The 16,826-nt window shown below is 68.8% G+C and carries 17 protein-coding genes; 6 read left to right on the forward strand and 11 right to left on the reverse strand.

Annotated elements, in window-relative coordinates; genetic code table 11:
- Positions 1-107: 107 nt before the first annotated feature.
- Genes ACIBO2_RS46365 through ACIBO2_RS46380 form a run of 4 tightly spaced genes read right to left on the reverse strand, consistent with a single transcriptional unit; the run spans position 108 to position 3,527 of the window.
- The gene (locus tag ACIBO2_RS46365) at positions 108-839 is read right to left on the reverse strand and encodes a hypothetical protein (protein ID WP_358537625.1); all 732 of its coding nucleotides are present in this window, start codon (positions 837-839) and stop codon (positions 108-110) included.
- 39 nt (positions 840-878) lie between these two features.
- Positions 879-1,667 carry an ABC transporter ATP-binding protein gene (locus tag ACIBO2_RS46370; protein WP_397304350.1) on the reverse strand — a complete coding sequence of 263 codons (789 nt, stop codon included), beginning with the start codon at positions 1,665-1,667 and terminating at the stop codon, positions 879-881.
- Positions 1,664-2,686 carry an ABC transporter substrate-binding protein gene (locus ACIBO2_RS46375; protein WP_393463513.1) on the reverse strand — a complete coding sequence of 341 codons (1,023 nt, stop codon included), beginning with the start codon at positions 2,684-2,686 and terminating at the stop codon, positions 1,664-1,666. Before ACIBO2_RS46375 ends, ACIBO2_RS46370 begins: the two co-directional genes overlap by 4 nt.
- A 25-nt stretch (positions 2,687-2,711) precedes the next feature.
- Entirely contained in the window at positions 2,712-3,527 is an 816-nt protein-coding gene (locus tag ACIBO2_RS46380) for an ABC transporter permease (RefSeq protein WP_358537631.1), read from the reverse strand.
- Between the two features lie 160 nt (positions 3,528-3,687).
- Between ACIBO2_RS46380 and ACIBO2_RS46385 the strand changes: the two genes are divergently transcribed.
- Complete coding sequence (locus ACIBO2_RS46385; protein ID WP_397304351.1) at positions 3,688-4,713, forward strand: LacI family DNA-binding transcriptional regulator; 1,026 nt, start codon at positions 3,688-3,690, stop codon at positions 4,711-4,713.
- 262 nt (positions 4,714-4,975) lie between these two features.
- Here the strand turns inward: ACIBO2_RS46385 and ACIBO2_RS46390 are convergent, their stop codons facing one another.
- The 3 genes from ACIBO2_RS46390 to ACIBO2_RS46400 form a co-directional block, all read right to left on the reverse strand.
- Complete coding sequence (locus tag ACIBO2_RS46390; protein WP_358537636.1) at positions 4,976-5,581, reverse strand: RloB family protein; 606 nt, start codon at positions 5,579-5,581, stop codon at positions 4,976-4,978.
- A 91-nt stretch (positions 5,582-5,672) separates the two neighbouring features.
- Positions 5,673-6,917, reverse strand: coding sequence for an ATP/GTP-binding protein (locus ACIBO2_RS46395; protein WP_397304353.1), 1,245 nt, complete (start codon positions 6,915-6,917; stop codon positions 5,673-5,675).
- A gap of 157 nt (positions 6,918-7,074) precedes the next feature.
- Positions 7,075-8,070, reverse strand: a complete 996-nt coding sequence (locus tag ACIBO2_RS46400) for a Gfo/Idh/MocA family oxidoreductase (protein ID WP_397304354.1) — start codon at positions 8,068-8,070, stop codon at positions 7,075-7,077.
- 171 nt (positions 8,071-8,241) lie between these two features.
- Here ACIBO2_RS46400 and ACIBO2_RS46405 point away from each other — a divergent pair, with 171 nt between their 5' ends.
- Positions 8,242-8,448, forward strand: a complete 207-nt coding sequence (locus tag ACIBO2_RS46405; protein WP_358537643.1) for a hypothetical protein — start codon at positions 8,242-8,244, stop codon at positions 8,446-8,448.
- Between the two features lie 226 nt (positions 8,449-8,674).
- Positions 8,675-9,583, forward strand: a complete 909-nt coding sequence (locus ACIBO2_RS46410; protein ID WP_358537645.1) for a MerR family transcriptional regulator — start codon at positions 8,675-8,677, stop codon at positions 9,581-9,583.
- 4 nt (positions 9,584-9,587) lie between these two features.
- On the opposite strand, the gene cydB is transcribed toward ACIBO2_RS46410, so the two are convergent.
- The 3 genes from cydB to ACIBO2_RS46425 form a co-directional block, all read right to left on the reverse strand.
- Positions 9,588-10,478 (reverse strand): cytochrome d ubiquinol oxidase subunit II, encoded by an 891-nt coding sequence (gene cydB / locus ACIBO2_RS46415; protein ID WP_358537647.1) that lies wholly within the window; start codon positions 10,476-10,478, stop codon positions 9,588-9,590.
- A 1-nt stretch (position 10,479) separates the two neighbouring features.
- On the reverse strand, positions 10,480-11,823 hold the full coding sequence (locus tag ACIBO2_RS46420) for a cytochrome ubiquinol oxidase subunit I (protein WP_358537650.1): 1,344 nt from the start codon (positions 11,821-11,823) through the stop codon (positions 10,480-10,482).
- A 134-nt stretch (positions 11,824-11,957) separates the two neighbouring features.
- Positions 11,958-12,854 (reverse strand): polysaccharide deacetylase family protein, encoded by an 897-nt coding sequence (locus tag ACIBO2_RS46425; protein WP_358537652.1) that lies wholly within the window; start codon positions 12,852-12,854, stop codon positions 11,958-11,960.
- Between the two features lie 164 nt (positions 12,855-13,018).
- Here ACIBO2_RS46425 and ACIBO2_RS46430 point away from each other — a divergent pair, with 164 nt between their 5' ends.
- The 3 genes from ACIBO2_RS46430 to ACIBO2_RS46440 all read left to right on the forward strand — a co-directional run bounded on the left by ACIBO2_RS46430 (position 13,019) and on the right by ACIBO2_RS46440 (position 15,850).
- On the forward strand, positions 13,019-13,732 hold the full coding sequence (locus ACIBO2_RS46430) for a carbon monoxide dehydrogenase subunit G (RefSeq protein WP_358537654.1): 714 nt from the start codon (positions 13,019-13,021) through the stop codon (positions 13,730-13,732).
- A 398-nt stretch (positions 13,733-14,130) separates the two neighbouring features.
- Positions 14,131-15,027 (forward strand): hypothetical protein, encoded by an 897-nt coding sequence (locus ACIBO2_RS46435; protein WP_358537657.1) that lies wholly within the window; start codon positions 14,131-14,133, stop codon positions 15,025-15,027.
- A gap of 151 nt (positions 15,028-15,178) precedes the next feature.
- Positions 15,179-15,850, forward strand: a complete 672-nt coding sequence (locus ACIBO2_RS46440) for a DsbA family protein (protein ID WP_397304355.1) — start codon at positions 15,179-15,181, stop codon at positions 15,848-15,850.
- Between the two features lie 100 nt (positions 15,851-15,950).
- On the opposite strand, the gene ACIBO2_RS46445 is transcribed toward ACIBO2_RS46440, so the two are convergent.
- On the reverse strand, positions 15,951-16,805 hold the full coding sequence (locus tag ACIBO2_RS46445; protein ID WP_358537661.1) for an LLM class flavin-dependent oxidoreductase: 855 nt from the start codon (positions 16,803-16,805) through the stop codon (positions 15,951-15,953).
- Positions 16,806-16,826: the final 21 nt, after the last annotated feature.

The following is a 16,826-nucleotide window of genomic DNA, read 5'->3' on the forward strand; positions in this document are numbered from 1 at the left end:
TGAGGGGTTGTTGGAAAGCGCTTACCGGGGACGGTAAAGGGAGAAGTGAGAGGAGTCAAGAAGGGTGACGTCAGGGGTTGTGAGTGTTCGGGTTGTGCCCGTGACGGTCAGGGTTGGGAGCGCTCGGCGCAGGCCGGTGTGCCGGTGACGGTCAGGTTGCGCACCCGCCCGATGTTGTCGAACGAGCCGAAGCCGACGCGGCCCGAGGGGAACGTCCGGTCCGTGGCCGTGATCAGCGGTGTCGTCGAGCCGTCCATGAAGACCGAGACGCGGCCGGTGTCCGCGCAGTAGCGGACGCGGACCTTGTGCCACGCCTCATCGGTGACCGCGGGCGGCGCGCCGACCTGGCCGTTCCACTGGTCGTCGATGCGCAGGCGGTCGGCGTTGTTCACCACGAAGATCCCGTTGTGGGGATAAATGGTGTTGTCCTGCGACAGGTGGGCGTAGTTGAACTGCAGGTCGGAGCGGTAGCCGAACACGATGATCACGTCACGGTTGCTGACGCTGGTCGGGGTGTCGAGCCGTACCTCGGCGTCGATCTGCACCGAGCCGAATTCCGGGCCCTTGGTCAGCACGGCGTACTCGAAGGGGCGGCGCGGGCCGGGGCGCGCTTCCCCGGCTTCGGCGAGGATCACCTGGTCGCCGGGGAACTGCCACTTGGCCGGGGTCACCGGGGCCCAGCTGGTGGCGGCGTTGGTCTTGCGGACGACCGTGCGGCCCACCGTACAGTCGGGAGCTTTCGCCCCTTGGTCGGCGGCAGCGGCGTGGGCGGTGGGCGCGATGAACTGGGCCAGGACCAGCACCAGTGCGAGCGCGCACAAGCGGACGAATGTGGGCATCGGAATCCTCTCAGTGGGGGAGGGGGCGGATCCGAGCGGTCAATCGTGGTGCGTGGCGGCCCCCAGCAGGTCGCGGATGTGGCTGGTCGCGGCGGCGAAGGCGGGCTGGGACATGGTCGCCGCGTAGTCACGTACCCGTGGCAGCGCCACGTCGATGACCTCGGCGATCGTGCCGGGCCGCGGCGTCATGACGATCACCCGGTTGCCCAGGTAGACCGCCTCGGCGATGGAGTGCGTGACGAGCAGGACCGTGGTCTCGGTCTCGTGCCAGATGCGGTGCAGCTCGACGTTCATCTGCTCGCGGGTCAGGGCGTCCAGCGCGCCGAACGGCTCGTCCATGAGCAGCACCGGCGGCCGGTGCAGCAGCGCGCGGCACAGCGCCACCCGCTGCTGCATCCCGCCGGACAGCTCATGCGGCAACGCGTCCTCGAAGCCCGTCAGCCCGGTCATCTCGATCAGCTCGTCGGCCCTGGCGGCGGCCTCCTTCTGCGGCATGTCGCGCATCTCGGCCTGCAGCAGGATGTTCTTGCGCGCCGAACGCCACTCCAGCAGGGCGGCGCGCTGGAAGACGTACCCGACGTCGTGGCGCGGGCCGCCGACCGTGCCGCCGAGCAGCCGCACCGCGCCCGCCGACGGCTTGAGCAGCCCGGAGACCAGCTTGAGCAACGTCGACTTGCCGCATCCCGACGGGCCCACGATGGACACGAACTCGCCGGGGCGGACGTCCATCGACACGTTCTCCAGCGCGACCACGTCGCGCTTCTTCGATCGGAACCGCACCGCCACCTTGTCGATCTCGACGGCGGGTGCCTGTTGCGTCACGGTCATCCCTTCGGCGCCACGCTGGCGTCCCAGTAGGCGCTGGGCGCCTGCGGGTTGGAGACCATCCCGGCCTTGGCGAAGGTGTCGATCGTCTTCTGCCAGTCGGCCTCGGTGTTGACCCCCGGCGCCTGTCCCTGGGTGGCGTCGGTGTGCAGCAGCGTGGTCGTGGTCTTGAACTGGTCGAGCAGCACCTGGGCCGGCGGCAGCTGCTCCGAGGCGCCCTTCATGGCGTCCACCGCGGCCTGCTGGTCCTTCTCGGCCGCCGCCCACGCCTCGCTGGTGGCCGCGACCATCCGCTTGACCAGGTCGGCCTTGCTCTGCAGGAAGGAGGAGGAGGTGAGCAGGCCGTTGCTGTAGTAGTTCAGGCCGAACTCGGAGAAGCGCAGGTACGCGACCGGCTTGCCGGCCTTGTTCTGCATGGTCGGGCCCTGGTCGGAGGCGTAGCCGAGCAGCGCGTCCGTCTGCCCCGACATGACCGCCGCGATCTTGCCGGCCGGGTCGGTGTTCTGCAGTTTGACGTCGGCGTCGCTCATCCCGTTGGCCTTGAGGAACACCGGGAAGGTCTTGGTGAGCGCGTCACCGGCCGTCGAGGCGATCGTCTTGCCCTTCAGGTCAGCCGGCTTGGTGATGTTCTTCTCCTGGAAGAACTGCACCGAGGCCGGGGTCGTCTGCAGGAAGACGCCCAGGCTCTTCACCGGCACGCCCGAGCTCACTCCACCGAGCAGCGCGGGGGTGTCGGCCCAGCCGAAGTCCGTCTGGCCGGCTCCGGTGGCCTGGACGGTCTTCTGCGAGCCCTGCCCGGCCTGGATGGTCAGGTCGATACCGTGTTTTTCGAAGATGCCCTTCGTCTTGCCGTAGTAGAAGGGCGCGTGCTCGCCGTACGGATACCAGTTGAGGGTGAGCGTGGCCTTGTCGAGCTGCTTGCCCGACGAGCTGGTGGTCTTCTCGCCGCCGCCGGAGCCGCACGCGGTGGCGAACAGGAGCAGAGCCGGAGCTATGGCGGCGATCAGCGTGCGTGTCTTCATGGCGTCCTCAGTGGGGGTGGCGTCCTCAGTACGTGACGGTGACGGCGTCGCCGCGGCGGCTGGCGTGCCAGGGCAGCAGCAGCCGCTCGGCGAACTCGACGGCGACGAAGAGCACGACGCCGAGCAGGGACATGACGAGGAGTCCCGCGAAGAGCATGGGCGTGTCGATGTTGCCGTTGGCCTGCAGGATGACCGAGCCGAGCCCGTCGTTGCCGCCGACGAACTCGCCCACGACCGCCCCGGTGACGGCGAGCGTCACGGCGACCTTCAACCCGGAGAACAGGAACGGCAGGGAGGCGGGAAACCTGATCTTGGCGAAGGTCTTCGCCGGGCTCGCGCCCATGGTCGAAGCCAGCTGGAGCATCTCCGGATCCACCGACTTCAGGCCGGTGACCATGGAGATGACGACGGGGAAGAACGCGATCAGCACGGCCACCACGATCCTGGGCGTCAGCCCGAACCCGAGCCAGACCACGAACAGCGGGGCGATCGCGATCTTCGGGACGACCTGCGCGAACAGCAGCAGCGGATAGAGGGTCTTCTCGACCTCCGCCGAGGCCACCATCAGCACGGCCGCGGCGACGCCGACGACCACGGCGATCGCGAAGCCGAGCACCGTCTCGTAGCCGGTCACCAAGGTGTGGTGGGCGAGGTAGCCGGCCTTGTCGGCCATCACCTGAAGCGTGACTCCGGGCGAGGGTACGAGGAACCTGGGCACGATCTCGAACTCGGTGATCGCCCACCAGATCGCGTAGCAGGCGGCGAGCAGGGCGAACGGCCGCCAGGACCGGTCCGCCAGTTCTAAAACGCGGTCGCGCGAGCTCGGACTCTCGCGCCGCACGATTCCATCAGCGGTCTGTACCACGATCGAAGGTATCCCTCCATCGCGTGCCATCAGGCCAAATGCGAGAAAGCGCTATCTGAAAGCGCTTTCCTGCGGTACGCTAACCCGGCATGGTCCAGGGGTCAATGGTCGTTAACTTCCTGTTACAGGAGGGCGAGTGGCCGAGCGCGTTCACGTCACTCTCCGGGATGTGGCCATGGCCGCCGGAGTCTCCCTAGCCACCGCCTCACGTGTCCTCAACGGCACCGCCAAGGTCCGCGAAGACCTGCGCGACCGGGTCGAGGCCGCCGCCTCCGAGCTCGCGTACACGCCGAACGCCCACGCCCAGGCCCTCGTCCGGGCCTCCAACGAGACCGTCGGCGTCATCTGCCACGACGTCAGCGACCCCTACTTCTCCGGCATCGCCAGAGGCGTCATGCGCGCCGCCGCGCAGCGCGACCTGCTGGTGATGCTGGCCAGCACCTTCCGCGACAGCAGGCGCGAGGTGGCCTACGTCTCCATGCTGCGCGCCCAGCGGGCCCGCGCGATCCTGCTGATCGGCTCCGGCTTCGAGGACCGCGGCTGGGAACGGGCCATGGACGTCGAACTGCGCCCCTACCTGAACGCCGGCGGCCGGGTCGCCGTGGTCAGCCGGCACCGCAGCCTGCGCGTCGACACCGTACTTCCGGAGAACCGCGAGGGCGCCGCCGCCCTGGCCCGCGCCCTGCTCGCCCTCGGCCACCGCCGCTTTGCCATCCTGTCGGGCCCGCCCGGCCTCAGCACCGTCGTGGACCGGGTCGCCGGCTTCCGCGACGCCCTGGCGGCGGCCGGGGTGACGGTCGACCAGATCGAGGAGGGCCCGTTCAACCGCGAGGGCGGCTACGCCGGCGCGTCCGCCCTCCTGGACCGGGGGCTCGACGCCACCTGCCTGTTCGCCGCCACCGACGTGATGGCGGTGGGAGCGCTGGCCGCCTTGCGGGAACGCGGGCTGCGGGTGCCGGAGGACGTGTCGCTGGCGGGCTTCGACGACATCCCGGTGGTACGGGACCTGACACCACCGTTGACGACGGTGTCGCTGCCGTTGGAGGAGATGGGGGAGCGGGTGATCGCTCTGGCCCTGCGGGACGGGAGCCGGGGACGACGGCGCATCGAACGGGTGCCAGGCACGGTCATCTTGCGCGCCAGCACCAGCGGGCCGCCATAAAGGACCTCCGCTTCGGGCGTTCTTTCCTGCCCACCCGCCCGCAGAGGGCCTCCGCTTCGCTCCGGGCGTTCTTCTTTCCCACCCTTACCCGATTCGGTGGTTGGCCGTCTGCTGCCCACCCACCCAAAAGGGCCTCCGCTTCGCTCCGGACGTCCCCCCAGGCGGGCTCACGCCCGCCCCCTGGCGGGCCTCGCTTCGCTCGGACTGCTTTCCCAGCGCTTCGCCGGAAGAGTAAGGCGGCATACCAGGGATCATTCGCAGTTCAGCAAGGCACGATGCCGAGTTCTCCGAGAAGCTTCCATACCTCTGTAGAGGGAACTCGATCGACCACCTTGCACTCTTGCGCGTGGCCCTTCCTCGCTGTGCATTCCAAACTCGGGCAGTTGGTGATCAGCGTCTTCGCCCGACCGACCGCAATGGCTTCCTGGCCCTCCAGCGCTCGTCGATGTGCGGTTTCAAGGCTCTTGCCGAAATCACGGAAGGCCGGATGAACCGCTCGAAGCTGATCCTGGACGCCTTTCGACGTCCGTGCTCCCGACACCCCGGACGCGAAGTGGAGCAGAAGCCAGAGTTCGAAGCACGGATGGGAGAAGGCAACCTTCACCCCCGCCGACTCGGCCTGAGCATGTGCTTCCTCGACACCGCAGTGCTCGTCTCTGTCAAAGAACGCCCACACCTGTTCGCGCTGCGGATCGTCCAATTCGCCGAGCTTTTCCAGCGCGCGGTTCACCACTTCGTGAGGCTTCAGACCATTGCGCTTCCAAAGGACCTTGATCTCGAAAGTGCGTGGGTCGCCGGCGAACCTCCTTTCCAAGTAATCCAGATAGTCCCGCTCGGTGGTCTCACCCTCGACCACCGCGTAGATCACCTGGCGTTTGCGCCCCTCAGAGACCGCACGAGGCGCTCGGGCAGCACCGGTCGGCGGGCCCTTTCTTTTTACTCGGCTCTTTTTACTCGGCTCACGCATCGGCTCCGGCGGTCTGCTTCTCGACCTCCACAGCCATTCCGCTGAGCCCAATACGTGGCACGCCGCCGTATCGTCCGCGCAGGTATCCGCGCTCCAGACTCTCGTCAACGCGTACACCGACATCGGTGAGCGGGTAGAGCTCCGATTCGCCGGTGCTCCGTTTCTCGGTGATCCACACTTGCTCGCGATCCAGCGGCCGCTCGACATGCGCCTTGCTCAACAACGTCGCGTCGTGCCCGGTGAATACGAGTTGCGCTCCTCGTGAGTTCGCTACGGGGTCTTCGAAGAGCCGGACGACCTCGGCCACCAGGACCGGATGCAAGCTGGAATCCAGCTCGTCAGCCAGCAGCACCGCGCCATGGTCGAGCGCCTTGAGTAGCGGTCCGAGGAAGGCGAACCAGGCGAGTGTGCCGAAGGATTCCTGGTGGATGTCGAATGCCGTGGATCCGTCCTTACCCTGGTGGACCAGGGAGACCTCCGGCATCTCCTCTCCGCGATCCTCGACCACCACTCCAGCCACGCCCAGGTCGGCGACCGCTAGAAGGCCCTCGACGCGCTCGCGGAACTCAGGCTTCAGAAGCCCCCAGCGGGTGTAGGCATCCCGCTGCCGCAGATCGTCATCCGGGCTGACCAGCCACAGATTCTCCTTGAACCAGTCATACAAGGGCACCAGCTGTTTGAGCTGAAGTGATCCTGCGGCCGTGAGGAAGAGCGCGTTGGGTCTGGTGTAGTCGATCACGGGCTTCTTCGCGCCCTTGAGGCGATCGCTGGGGAACCGATACTCATCCTCCCCCCGCTCCACTCGCTCGGCGTCCCGATCGAACCAGACCTGTCGTCGGCGGCTCCCCCTGGGGAAGACATGCAGCCATTCCGTCTCCACCCGTTCGTCGGACACCTCGAAGCCGTAGACGTACCGGTCTCCCCGAATGACGACGTCGACCTCGAACAGAGACGCTTCCTGCATCGCCTCGCGATCGAGCGCGAATGGCCGTCTGGGCACCCCTTTGACGCGTGCCCAGTCCGCGACCGAATCGAGTACGGCGTGACGCATCCAACGCATGGCCGCCAGCACGTTGGTCTTCCCCGACGCGTTGGCGCCGAAGATCGCGGCCACGGGTGAGACGTGCAGGCCATCGAGGGCTCGCGCGGCCCGGTCGGCTCCCTCCGGAGCAAGCAGCGACAACTCGAACTCATCGCGAAACGACAGGATGTTCGCGGCTCGAAATCCCACCAGCACAGCTGCGCCTCCACCTGTAGATGAGGCATGTACCGGCATTCTATGCCCTCACACGGTAAAAACCCGCGCGCAGAGGCTCGAAATCCGGTTCCTTCCTATCGCAGGCTAGCCAGGCGGGCCTGTCTCGGTCAGCTGAGAGCCGCCTCGATGATCCGCATTACCGCGATACTGTCGCGCGGATCGACCGGTGGCCGCGACCCCGCGCGCAGCGCCGCGGCGAGCTCGGGGTAGTACGACTCGTAAGAGCCGCGCCGTGTCGGTACCTCGCGTAGGTCGGCACCGGCACCGATCCGTCCCCAGCTTTGGCGCCGAAGTCGGCGTCGTCGGGGCGCCTGCCCGCCTGGAGCTGGGACTCCTGCGGGTCGAGGCCGAATGTCACGTAGGCGCCGCGCGTACCGCGCAGGACGAATCGCGGGCGTTCTTGGGCCGCCAGGCTGCTCATCCAGAGCCGGCTCCGGACGCCGTTCTCGTGCTCCAGGCTGATGAGTACGTCGTCGTCGTTCACCGCGTGCGGGCGGCGCGTGTCCACCTCGGCATACACCTCGCGGACCGGGCCGAAGAGGATGAGCGCCTGGTCGATGAGGTGGGGCGCGAGGTCGTAGAGGATGCACCCGCCGTCCGCCACGGTCGTTTGGTCCTTGCGGCCGGTGGTGACCTCGGGCGGCCACCACTCGAAGGCTGATTCGAACCCGCAGACGTCGCCGAGCTCACCCGACGCGAGTACGTCGCGCACGGTGAGGAAGTCTCCGTCCCAGCGCCGGTTCTGGAAGACCGTGAGAGTGCGGCCGGCGGCGTCCGCCGCCTCGATGAGTCCTTCCGCCTCTTGTACGGTCAGGGCGAGTGGCTTGTCGACGACGACGTGCAGCCCCGCGTCGAGGGCGCGGCGGGCCAGCTCGACGTGGGTGTCGTTCGGCGTGCACACCACGGCGAGGTCGCAGTCACCGGCGAGCGCGAACGCCGCGTCAGCGTCGGCCACGACCTGGGCGCCGGGATGGGCGGCGCGGGCCGCCGCGGAACGGGCAGGGTCGGACGTCACGATGACGTCGATCGTGTAGTCGCCGCCGGCGGTGAGCAGCGGGGCGTGGAACACCTGGCCCGCCAGGCCGTAGCCGAAGAGCAGGACGCGCAGCGGCTGCGCGGGGGCATGGGACATGGGAGTTTCCTCGTCGTCGGTACTGATCGTCGGAGAACGAACGTCAGGCGGGCAGGGTGGCCAGGGCTCGGAGTTCGTCAGGTGGCCGGTGTGGCCGGGCCTTGGAGCGCTGCGGCGCTCGATTCCGGCGAGAAAGAGGGAGAGGTGGCAGGCTCCTGCGATGTCTCTGGAGTGGACGACGAGACAGGCTCGGCGGCTTCCGCGAGTCGAATCCGCTCACCAGAAGAGGCGCCCGACGGTTCGCGGGCCGTCCCTGTCGCGGTGGTGGTCACGATGGCCACGCTGACCACCGCGCTCACCAAGAGGACGAGCATGGCCACGGCGCCGAACGCGACGACTCCGGCACGCTGCCTGTTCTTCCACGGGTGTGCCACATGAGCTCCTGGTGCGACCGGCGACGACAACCACGAGAGCCGTGCGCCTCCACTCTTGGCAAGCGATGCCCACTGAGCAAGGCAGTATGACCGGACATATTCCGGACATAGGTGAAGGCGCCCTCTTTCGGTGCGGCTGCCTACCATCGGATCAGGCCGCCGCCAACTCAGGCGAGAATGTCCGTCGCATCGCTTGAGGTTCCAGTGGGTGGAAGGTGCAGAGTCGAGCCATGAGCGATGCGACCGATCTCTACACGATTGGGCAGCTGGCCCAGCGCACCGGGCTGCAGGCGCGCACGATCCGCTTCTGGTCCGACAGCGGCGTTGTCCCACCAGCCCACAGGTCGAGCGGGGGATACCGGCTTTATGACGCGGAGGCGGTCGCACGGCTGGACCTGGTCCGGACCCTTCGCGATCTCGGGCTCGGCCTTGATGCCATCCAGCAGATCGTGGAAAAGCGGGTCGCACTGCGGGAACTGGCGCAGACCCACGTCAAAGCCCTCGACGCGGAGATCCGCACCTTGAAGGTACGGCGTGCCGTCCTGCATGTTCTCGCCCAACGTGACAGCACCACAGAGGAGATCACCTTGATGCACGCGCTAGCCCGATTGTCGGCGCGGGAACGCCAGCAGATCATCGACGAGTTCGTTGATGCGGCATTCGCCGACATCCTCGACGAGGACGCCGCTCTCGTCGCGGACTGGATGCGTGACATCCCCGCAGACCTTCCCGAGGACCCGACGGCCGAGCAGGTGAACGCCTGGATAGAGCTGGCCGAGCTGGTCGCCGACGAGAGCTTCCAGCGGACGGTACGGCAGCTGGTCCTGAGCGGACGGCAGGACAATCGCCTCGAGTTCGGCCTCAACCTCCGGCCCCTGGTCCTTGAGCACGCGGCCGCCGCCCTGGAGAAGGGGACCCCGCCGGAGTCGCCAGGCGCGCGGGTGATTCTTGACCGGATCATCCCCTTGGACCTTCCCGCCGAGGAGACCGTCTCCCTGACAGACTGGCTGGGACTGGTCGCCGAGCCCAGGGTCGAGCGGTATTGGCAGCTTCTGCGGCTCCTCCAGGGCCTGCCGCCGGATCCGCCGGCGGTCCCGGCCTTCCAATGGCTGCTCACCGCGCTGCGCACCCACCGCTGATCCTTCAGTGCGTCGTCAGGGTCACCCGCTTGCGGAACACCCAGTAGGTCCAGCCCTGGTAGACCAGTACGAACGGCAGCGTGATCAGCCCGATCCAGCTGAGCATCGTCAGCGTGTAGGGTCCCGAGGCCGCGTCCGTCAGCGTGATGCCGGGGAGCGGGGCCCATCGGAGCTCGGCGAAGACCGCCACCGAGGCCAGGGCGATGGCGCCGGCGGTGGCGGTGAAGGCCCAGCCTTCCCTGCGGCGGTACGTCAGCGCCGCCCCGGCGGCCAGCGCCGCCATGGCCATTAGGGCGGAGATCGAGCCCAGGCTGGACAGGGCCGCCACGGCCAGCGGCAGGACCACGGCGCTCGCGGCCAGGGCAACCGCGCGGGCGCGGCGTCGTACGGGGCCTTCGGTCTTGAGGGACAGGAAGACGGCGCCGTGGAGTACGCAGGTCGCCAGGGTGAACAGGCCGCCCACGAGCGCCGCGAGAGCGCTGTCGAAGAGCACGTCGGCGAAGATCGCGCCCCACAGGAACGCCGGGAGGGCGCTGCCCACCACGATGCCCAGATCGCACCAGAACGTATTGGTCACCTTGCCGCGCCACTCCAGGCCGACACCGCGCACGATCAGGCCCACCAGGATGAGCACGACCGGGAGGTAGAAGGCGCTGAACATTCCGGCGTACCAGGCGGGGAAGGCCGCGAACATGGCGCCGACCGCGGTGATCAGCCACACCTCGTTGCCGTCCCAGACCGGGCCGATCGTCTCCAGGCTCTGCCGGTGCTGCTCCGGGCCCCTGCTCACGAACGGTGCCAGCAGGCCCACACCGAAGTCGAAGCCCTCCAGCACGAAGTAGCCGGTCCAGAGGAAGGCGATGATGACGAACCACAGGTTGACCACTGTCTCCACCTCAGTACATCAGCGACGGCTGGAGTCGCTCGGTCGCGGGGACGGGCTCCGTCTGCTCGGGGCCCTTGCGTACGTGCCTGGTCAGGAGTACGGCCTCGGCCACCGCGAGCCCGCCGTACAGGAGTGTGAAGATCGTGAGCGAGGTGGCCACCTCGGCGAGACTCACGCCGGGTGACACGCTCGCGGCCGTGAGCAGTTCGCCCGTCACCGTCCACGGCTGGCGGCCTATCTCGCTCAGCAGCCAGCCGGAGATCATCGCGAGGAACGGCAGCGGCAGGGCCAGCACCATGATCCGGGCCAGCCAGGGGGGCAGGTCGCGCCTGCGGCGGGTGAGCCAGAGGCCGAGCACCGACAGCCCCACCGTGGTCAGGCCGAAGACGATCATCACCCGGAACGACCAGAACACCACGGTCTGGTTGGGCCGGTAGTCGCCGGGGCCGAACTGCTGCTCGAGCCGGGCCTGCAGGTCCTCGGTGCCCTGGACGGTGGCGGTGGGGTCGTGGCTGGCGAGGAGGCTGAGGAGGCTGGGGATCTCGACACCGGGGACGATGGAGAACGGGGCTCCGGCGGTGTCGTGCTGGAGGCCCTCGGCGGCGGCGAGCTTCATCGGCTGCTGCTCGTACAGCAGCCGGGCCGAGGTGTCGCCGGTGCCCGCTACGACGGCGCCGGCCAGTGCGGTCATGACCAGTGCGGCCCGGGCGGCGCTGCGCCACATGGGGGCCTTCGTCTTGAGCAGCCAGTAGCCGCAGACCGCCAGTACGAACCCGCCCGCCACGATGAAGGCGGCGCCGACGACGTGCGGCACCTGGGCGATCGCGGTGGGGTTGGTGAGGACCGCCCACAGATCGGTCATCCTGGCCCGGCCGTCGACCACCTCGTAGCCGACCGGGTGCTTCATCCAGGCGTTGGCCGCGAGGATGAAATACGCGGACAAGTTAGATCCGATGGCGGCGGCCCAGATGCACGCCAGGTGGACCTTCTTCGGCAGCCGCTCCCAGCCGAAGATCCACAGCCCCAGGAACGTGGACTCCATGAAGAAGGCCAGCAATGCCTCCATGGCCAGGGGCGCCCCGAACACGTCGCCGACGAAGGTCGAGTATTCGCTCCAGTTCATGCCGAACTGGAACTCCTGCACGATGCCGGTGACCACTCCCATGGCGAAGTTGATCAGGAACAGCTTGCCGAAGAACTTCGTCAGCCGGAGATACTGCTCCTTCCCCGTCCGGTGCCAGGCGGTCTGGAGACCGGCCACGAAGACGCCCAGGCCGATCGTCAACGGCACGAACAGAAAGTGGTAAACGGTGGTCACCCCGAACTGCCACCGCGCGAGATCGAGCGCGTCCATCTTCCCCCCACCGGGTGTTTAGCTCTACAAGCTGTAGTGCATCTACTTCAAGTAGTACTACAGCCTGTAGAGCACGGCTATGCGATCTTTGTCACAAGCGTGCGGATCGGTGGTCCCACGATGGCGTACAGGGGTCAGCGGGCGGTGGCGGCGTCCAGGTACGCCTGGAGGTTGCCCAGTTCGAAGCCCCGGCGCTTGATCTTGTCGACCAGGATGCGGAAGTCCCTGGCCAGGTTCGGGCGGAAGTGCAGCAGCAGGATGTCGCCGGGGCGCAGGCGCTTGTCGGGCACCTGGTAGGCGATCTTGCCGCCCGGCTGCACCGTGGCCGTCCAGAGAAGGACCGACTTCAGGCCGCAGTTCTTGGCGGCCCTGAGCGTGTCGGTGTTGTAGTTGCCGAACGGCGGCCTGAACAGCGTCGGCCTGGTCCCCAGCTGCCTTCTGATAATGGTGGAGGAGCCGCAGATCTCCCGTCGCTGGGCGTCGTAGCCGAGGAGGCGGAGGTTCGGGTGGGTGAGGGTGTGGTTCTCGACGGGTACGTGGGCGTCACGCAGCGAGCGGAAATATCCCCATTTCCCGGCCCCTACGAACCGGCCGGGCCCACCGGCGGGGTCGGGTGTGCCCTTGGCCTCCACCGCGTCCCGCATGGCGAACGCCGTGATCGGGATGCGCTGGTCACGTACCTGCGCCAGGAAGCCGGGGTCCTGCTCCCACCCGTCGTCGATGGTCAGGAAGACGACCTTGCGGTTGGTGGGGATGGAGCTGATCACCGGAGGTAAGGAGCCCGTGGCCTGGATCTCTTTCACCTCGCCGCGCCGGGGCAGAGCGCCGGGCGGGCCGTCGAGCGGCCGGGTGGTCGCGGCGTCAGGGCCTTGTTCGGGGGTGCGGGTGACCGTGCCCTTTGTCGCGTTTTCTGGGCCGTCTGTCGTACGGCCTGGTCCGCCGTTGGCCGCGCAACCGGCCAGGAGCAGCGCGACCGCCGCCACGTGAGCCACGGTCGTCGTCTTTCGCCCCGGGGCTCGCTCGTCGCACACCGGTCCCATCCTGCCAGGCATGATCGGCGGGCGAGTACATCCGATAAGAGTGATTAGCGATGAGGAGTGATTAGCGATAGGGAGGGATTGGCGATAAGGAGGGATCGTCCCTCTGGCGAGTGTTGCCCTTATCGCGAAACGCGCTTCGTCCCTAGAGTGGCGGTGTGAAGGTCGCAGGTAGCGCCATGATCGGCGTCGAGAGGCATCGCGTGTGGGACGCGCTTCAGGATCCGGAGGTGCTGGTACGCACCATCCCCGGCTGTGAGCGCCTGGAGGAGACGGGGCCGGACACGTACCGGATGACGGTGACGGCGGGGGTCGCCTCCATCAAGGGCGTCTACCAGGGCGAGGTGTCGCTGTCCGAACCGTCGGCGCCGGAGAGCTTCGTGCTGCGGGCGCGCGGCCAGGGTGCGCCGGGGACGGTGGAGGCCACGGTGCACGTACGGCTCAGCGAGGTCGACGAGGGGACCCGCGTCGACTACGACGCCGACGCGGTCGTCGGCGGGATGATCGGCGGGGTGGGGCAGCGCATGCTCGGCTCGGTGGCCAAGAGGACGGCGGGGGAGTTCTTCGCGGCCGTCGAGGACCATTTGCGCCTCCCGGAGGGTCCGTTGCTCGCCCCGGACGGTACGGGGGTGGACGAGTTGGCCGCCCGGCGAGCCGCGATGGCGCGTACGGCCGACGAGGTCGCGGAGGGGCGTCGGGCGCCCGCCGTGTACGAACGGCCGTCCGGCGTGTACGAGCGCCCGCCCAAGAGCCACACCGAGACGAGGCCTTGGGTGATGCTGGCGTCGTTCGGCATGGGAGCGGGCATCGCGCTGACCGGCGTCGCCGTGGGCTGGCTGTTCGGCCGGGCAGGCCGCCGTCCACGCCACTGACCATCGCCCGGAGTCGTTGTCGTTGGCGTCACTGACGGTTGCGCGCTCAGGCCGCTGCCGACATCGCTGACGGTTGCCCGACCGGGCCGTCGTCCACGCCCACTGACTGTTGCCCGATCGGGCCACTGACGGATTGTTCGACCAGGCCATGGGCCGTTGCCCTAGAGAACCGGCGCCATCCCGCTGGTCGCCGGGCGACCCACGCCCCGGGTGGCGGCGCGGTCCTCCAAGGCCGCACCGTCAGGTCGGCTGGTGTCCGGGAGTGGGCTCAGGGATCGAGGGCGGGCGCGCCGTCGGACCGCCCGCTGCCCGAGGGCGGTCGATGTCGTCAAACGGGCTGCTCATGAGCGCAGGACTAGGCTCTCGCGGAAAAGGATCTCCAGGCGTAGCGTGGCTATATGCGGCAGGCACACGCTGAAGACGCACGAACCGAGGCCCGGCGAGTCATACGCAACCTACTTGGAGAGGAGCGCCCGACCGCCGAGGCGCTGATCGGCGACGCGCGCTCCGTGCTCGGTGACGACCGGGTCGGCCGCTGCCTGAGCCTGGCGCTCGGCGCGTCTCTCACCAGGCGGTCCGCCGAGCTGGCCGCCATCGCCGCGTTGCTGGTCGGTGCGCGGGAGCTGGGTGAGGAGTGGTGGACGCGGCCCAGGGGCGGCAAGCTGCCCGCGCCCGACGAGGTGCTGCGTACGGCCGTCGCGATCGAGCCGTGGACCGACCTGACCGCCCTGGAGATGCTCGCCGCCTGGATCTCCGACGACGCGGCCGACCAGCTGTGGGGCCAGCCCGTCGCCCAGGTGGACCTCAACTCGTGGCAGGCCGAGGACCGCTTCGACCTGCCGGACGGGGCGAAGCCGGGGCAGCGGCTCGTCGTACACTTCGACGCCGGAGGGCGGCTCGACGCGGTGGTCACCCGGCGGCCCGACGAGGACCTGGGGTCGAACCTCGACTTCCACTCGCTGCGCTACTCGCGTCCCGCCGAGGCCCAGTGGAGCTGGGGAGTGGCGGCCGGGCTCGGACCGCACCGGCTGCCGGACGAGGACCCCGACCCGTACGCCCGTGAGGTACCCGGCACCGCCGTCGGCATCCTGCGCGCCTGGGCGCTACGGCACGGCGCCACCCGCGAGCAACTGGGCGAGCGGTGGCAGACGGTCGGCGACGTGGTGGCGGCCATCGAGCGGGTCGACTGGATGTGGCGCAGCGGGGAGTGGTTCGGCTGGTGGCGCGGCGCCTCCGCCCTGGTGGACGACTCGGCCTACCTCCCCTACCGGCTGGAGGAACTGGCGGCCGGGTGACCGGCCCGGCGGGGGAGCGGGCCAGCGGGGGAGCGGCCGGCCGAGGCCGTGCGCATCCGGCCAAGGCCGTGCGGGAGTACGGACAAGGCCGCGCACACATACGGCCCAGGCCGGTGGAATGGGGCCGGGGTCGTAGAGGTTGTGGTCGAGCGTGAAAGTCGAGATATTTTCGGACATCGTCTGCCCCTGGTGCTACATCGGCCACACCCGCTTCGGCCGAGCGGCCGACCGCTTCCGCGCCAAGGGCGGCATCGTGGACATCACCATGCGCCCGTTCCAGCTGAACCCGGACGCCCCCGCAGAAGGCGAACCGCTGCTCCCGTCGCTGGAGCGGAAGTTCGGTGGGAACGCCGCGCAGATGACCTCCCATGTCACCACCGTCGCCGCGGAAGAGGGGCTGGACCTGCGCTTCTCGCAGGCGATCAGCGCGAACACCTTCGAGGCGCACCGGCTGGTCGAACTCGCCACCCGGCAGGGGCGCGGGCTGGAGGCGGTCGATCGGCTGTTCCACGCGCACTTCACCGACGGGCTCAACGTCGGTGACCAGGACGTGCTCACGAAGCTGGCCGCCGAACTGGGCGTGGATCACCCGCCGGGTGAGGGCGCGCAGGAGGTACGCGAGCAGCTCGGCCGGGCGCGGGCGCTGGGGATAACGGGTGTGCCGCTGTTCCTGTTCGAGGGGCAGTTCGCGGTGTCGGGAGCGCAGCCGGCGGAGACGTTCGACGCCGCCCTCGACGAGGTGGCGGCCCGCACCGGCCAGACTCCGGTGACCATCCTCGCGCCCCCGGCCGACGGCTGTGACGACGGCTATTGCGCCGTTTGAGAGGTTATGGCGGCTACTGCGCCGCCTTGGCGGGGATGGCGGCTACTGCGTCGTGTGCGCGATGGCGACGGCCACTGCGTCGTGTGCGCGATGGCGACGGCTACCGTGTCGTGTGAGCGATGATCTCCTCGGCCAGCCATTCGGCCACGTTCGCGGGGCCGGGCAGGCGGACGCCGAGGACGAAGTGGGTCAGGCCGGCGTCCGCGAGCTCCCGGATCGAGGACCGGGCGGCGGCGGGGTCTTCGGTGGAGACGACGAGTTGCGTCGAGCGGGTGATCTCCGCCGGTTCGCGGCCGATGGCGGCGCACCTCTCGTCGAGCACCTTGTTCCGTTCCCGGATGAACTCGATCGTGTTGTGCGGCGGCCCCGGCACGTTCCAGATGTCGGCGTGCTCGGCCACCACCCCGAGTGTCCTGTCGCCCCACCCGCCGATCAGCAGCGGCGGCGGGACGGCCGGTTTCGGTGAGCAGACCGCCTCGCGCAGCTGGTAGTAGCGGCCGTCGAAGTCGAATCGGTCCTCGGTCCACATCCGCTTGATGATCGCGCACGACTCGGCCAGCCGGGCCACGCCCTCACCGGGTGAGGCGATGTGCAGGCCGTACGCGTTGTACTCCCTGGGTACGAGCGTGTCGCCCGGCTGGTGCGTGCCGCCGACGCCGAGGCCGAGGACCAGCCGGCCGGGCGCGATGGCGTCCACGGTCGCCGCGATCTTGGCGAGTACGGCCGGCGGCCGGGTGAGGTTGCTCGTCACCATGAGCCCCAGTTGGAGCCGGGAGGTCCGCGCGGCCAGGGCGGCGAGCATCGTCCAGCCCTCGTGGATCGGCGCGTCCACCGGCCCGAACAGCGGCAGCATGTGGTCCCAGAGCCACGCGTGCTCGATGGCGGGGACCGCGTCGGCCTGCTGCCAGGTTCGCAGCAGCGTGTCGTACGTGACGCCGACAGGGACGGTCTTCATTCCGAAGCTCAGCATATGACA

Source organism: Nonomuraea sp. NPDC050022 (assembly GCF_044460705.1).
GTDB lineage: Bacteria > Actinomycetota > Actinomycetes > Streptosporangiales > Streptosporangiaceae > Nonomuraea.

What these genes read in the sequence shown, in the direction of transcription:
- ACIBO2_RS46400 (WP_397304354.1), bottom strand. Translation starts at nt 8,070, where the DNA reads ATGTCCCATGCCCCCGCGCAGCCGCTGCGCGTCCTGCTCTTCGGCTAC.
- ACIBO2_RS46365 (WP_358537625.1), bottom strand. Translation starts at nt 839, where the DNA reads ATGCCCACATTCGTCCGCTTGTGCGCGCTCGCACTGGTGCTGGTCCTG.
- ACIBO2_RS46375 (WP_393463513.1), bottom strand. Translation starts at nt 2,686, where the DNA reads ATGAAGACACGCACGCTGATCGCCGCCATAGCTCCGGCTCTGCTCCTG.
- ACIBO2_RS46410 (WP_358537645.1), top strand. Translation starts at nt 8,675, where the DNA reads ATGAGCGATGCGACCGATCTCTACACGATTGGGCAGCTGGCCCAGCGC.
- ACIBO2_RS46420 (WP_358537650.1), bottom strand. Translation starts at nt 11,823, where the DNA reads ATGGACGCGCTCGATCTCGCGCGGTGGCAGTTCGGGGTGACCACCGTT.
- ACIBO2_RS46370 (WP_397304350.1), bottom strand. Translation starts at nt 1,667, where the DNA reads ATGACCGTGACGCAACAGGCACCCGCCGTCGAGATCGACAAGGTGGCG.
- ACIBO2_RS46445 (WP_358537661.1), bottom strand. Translation starts at nt 16,805, where the DNA reads ATGAAGACCGTCCCTGTCGGCGTCACGTACGACACGCTGCTGCGAACC.
- ACIBO2_RS46435 (WP_358537657.1), top strand. Translation starts at nt 14,131, where the DNA reads ATGCGGCAGGCACACGCTGAAGACGCACGAACCGAGGCCCGGCGAGTC.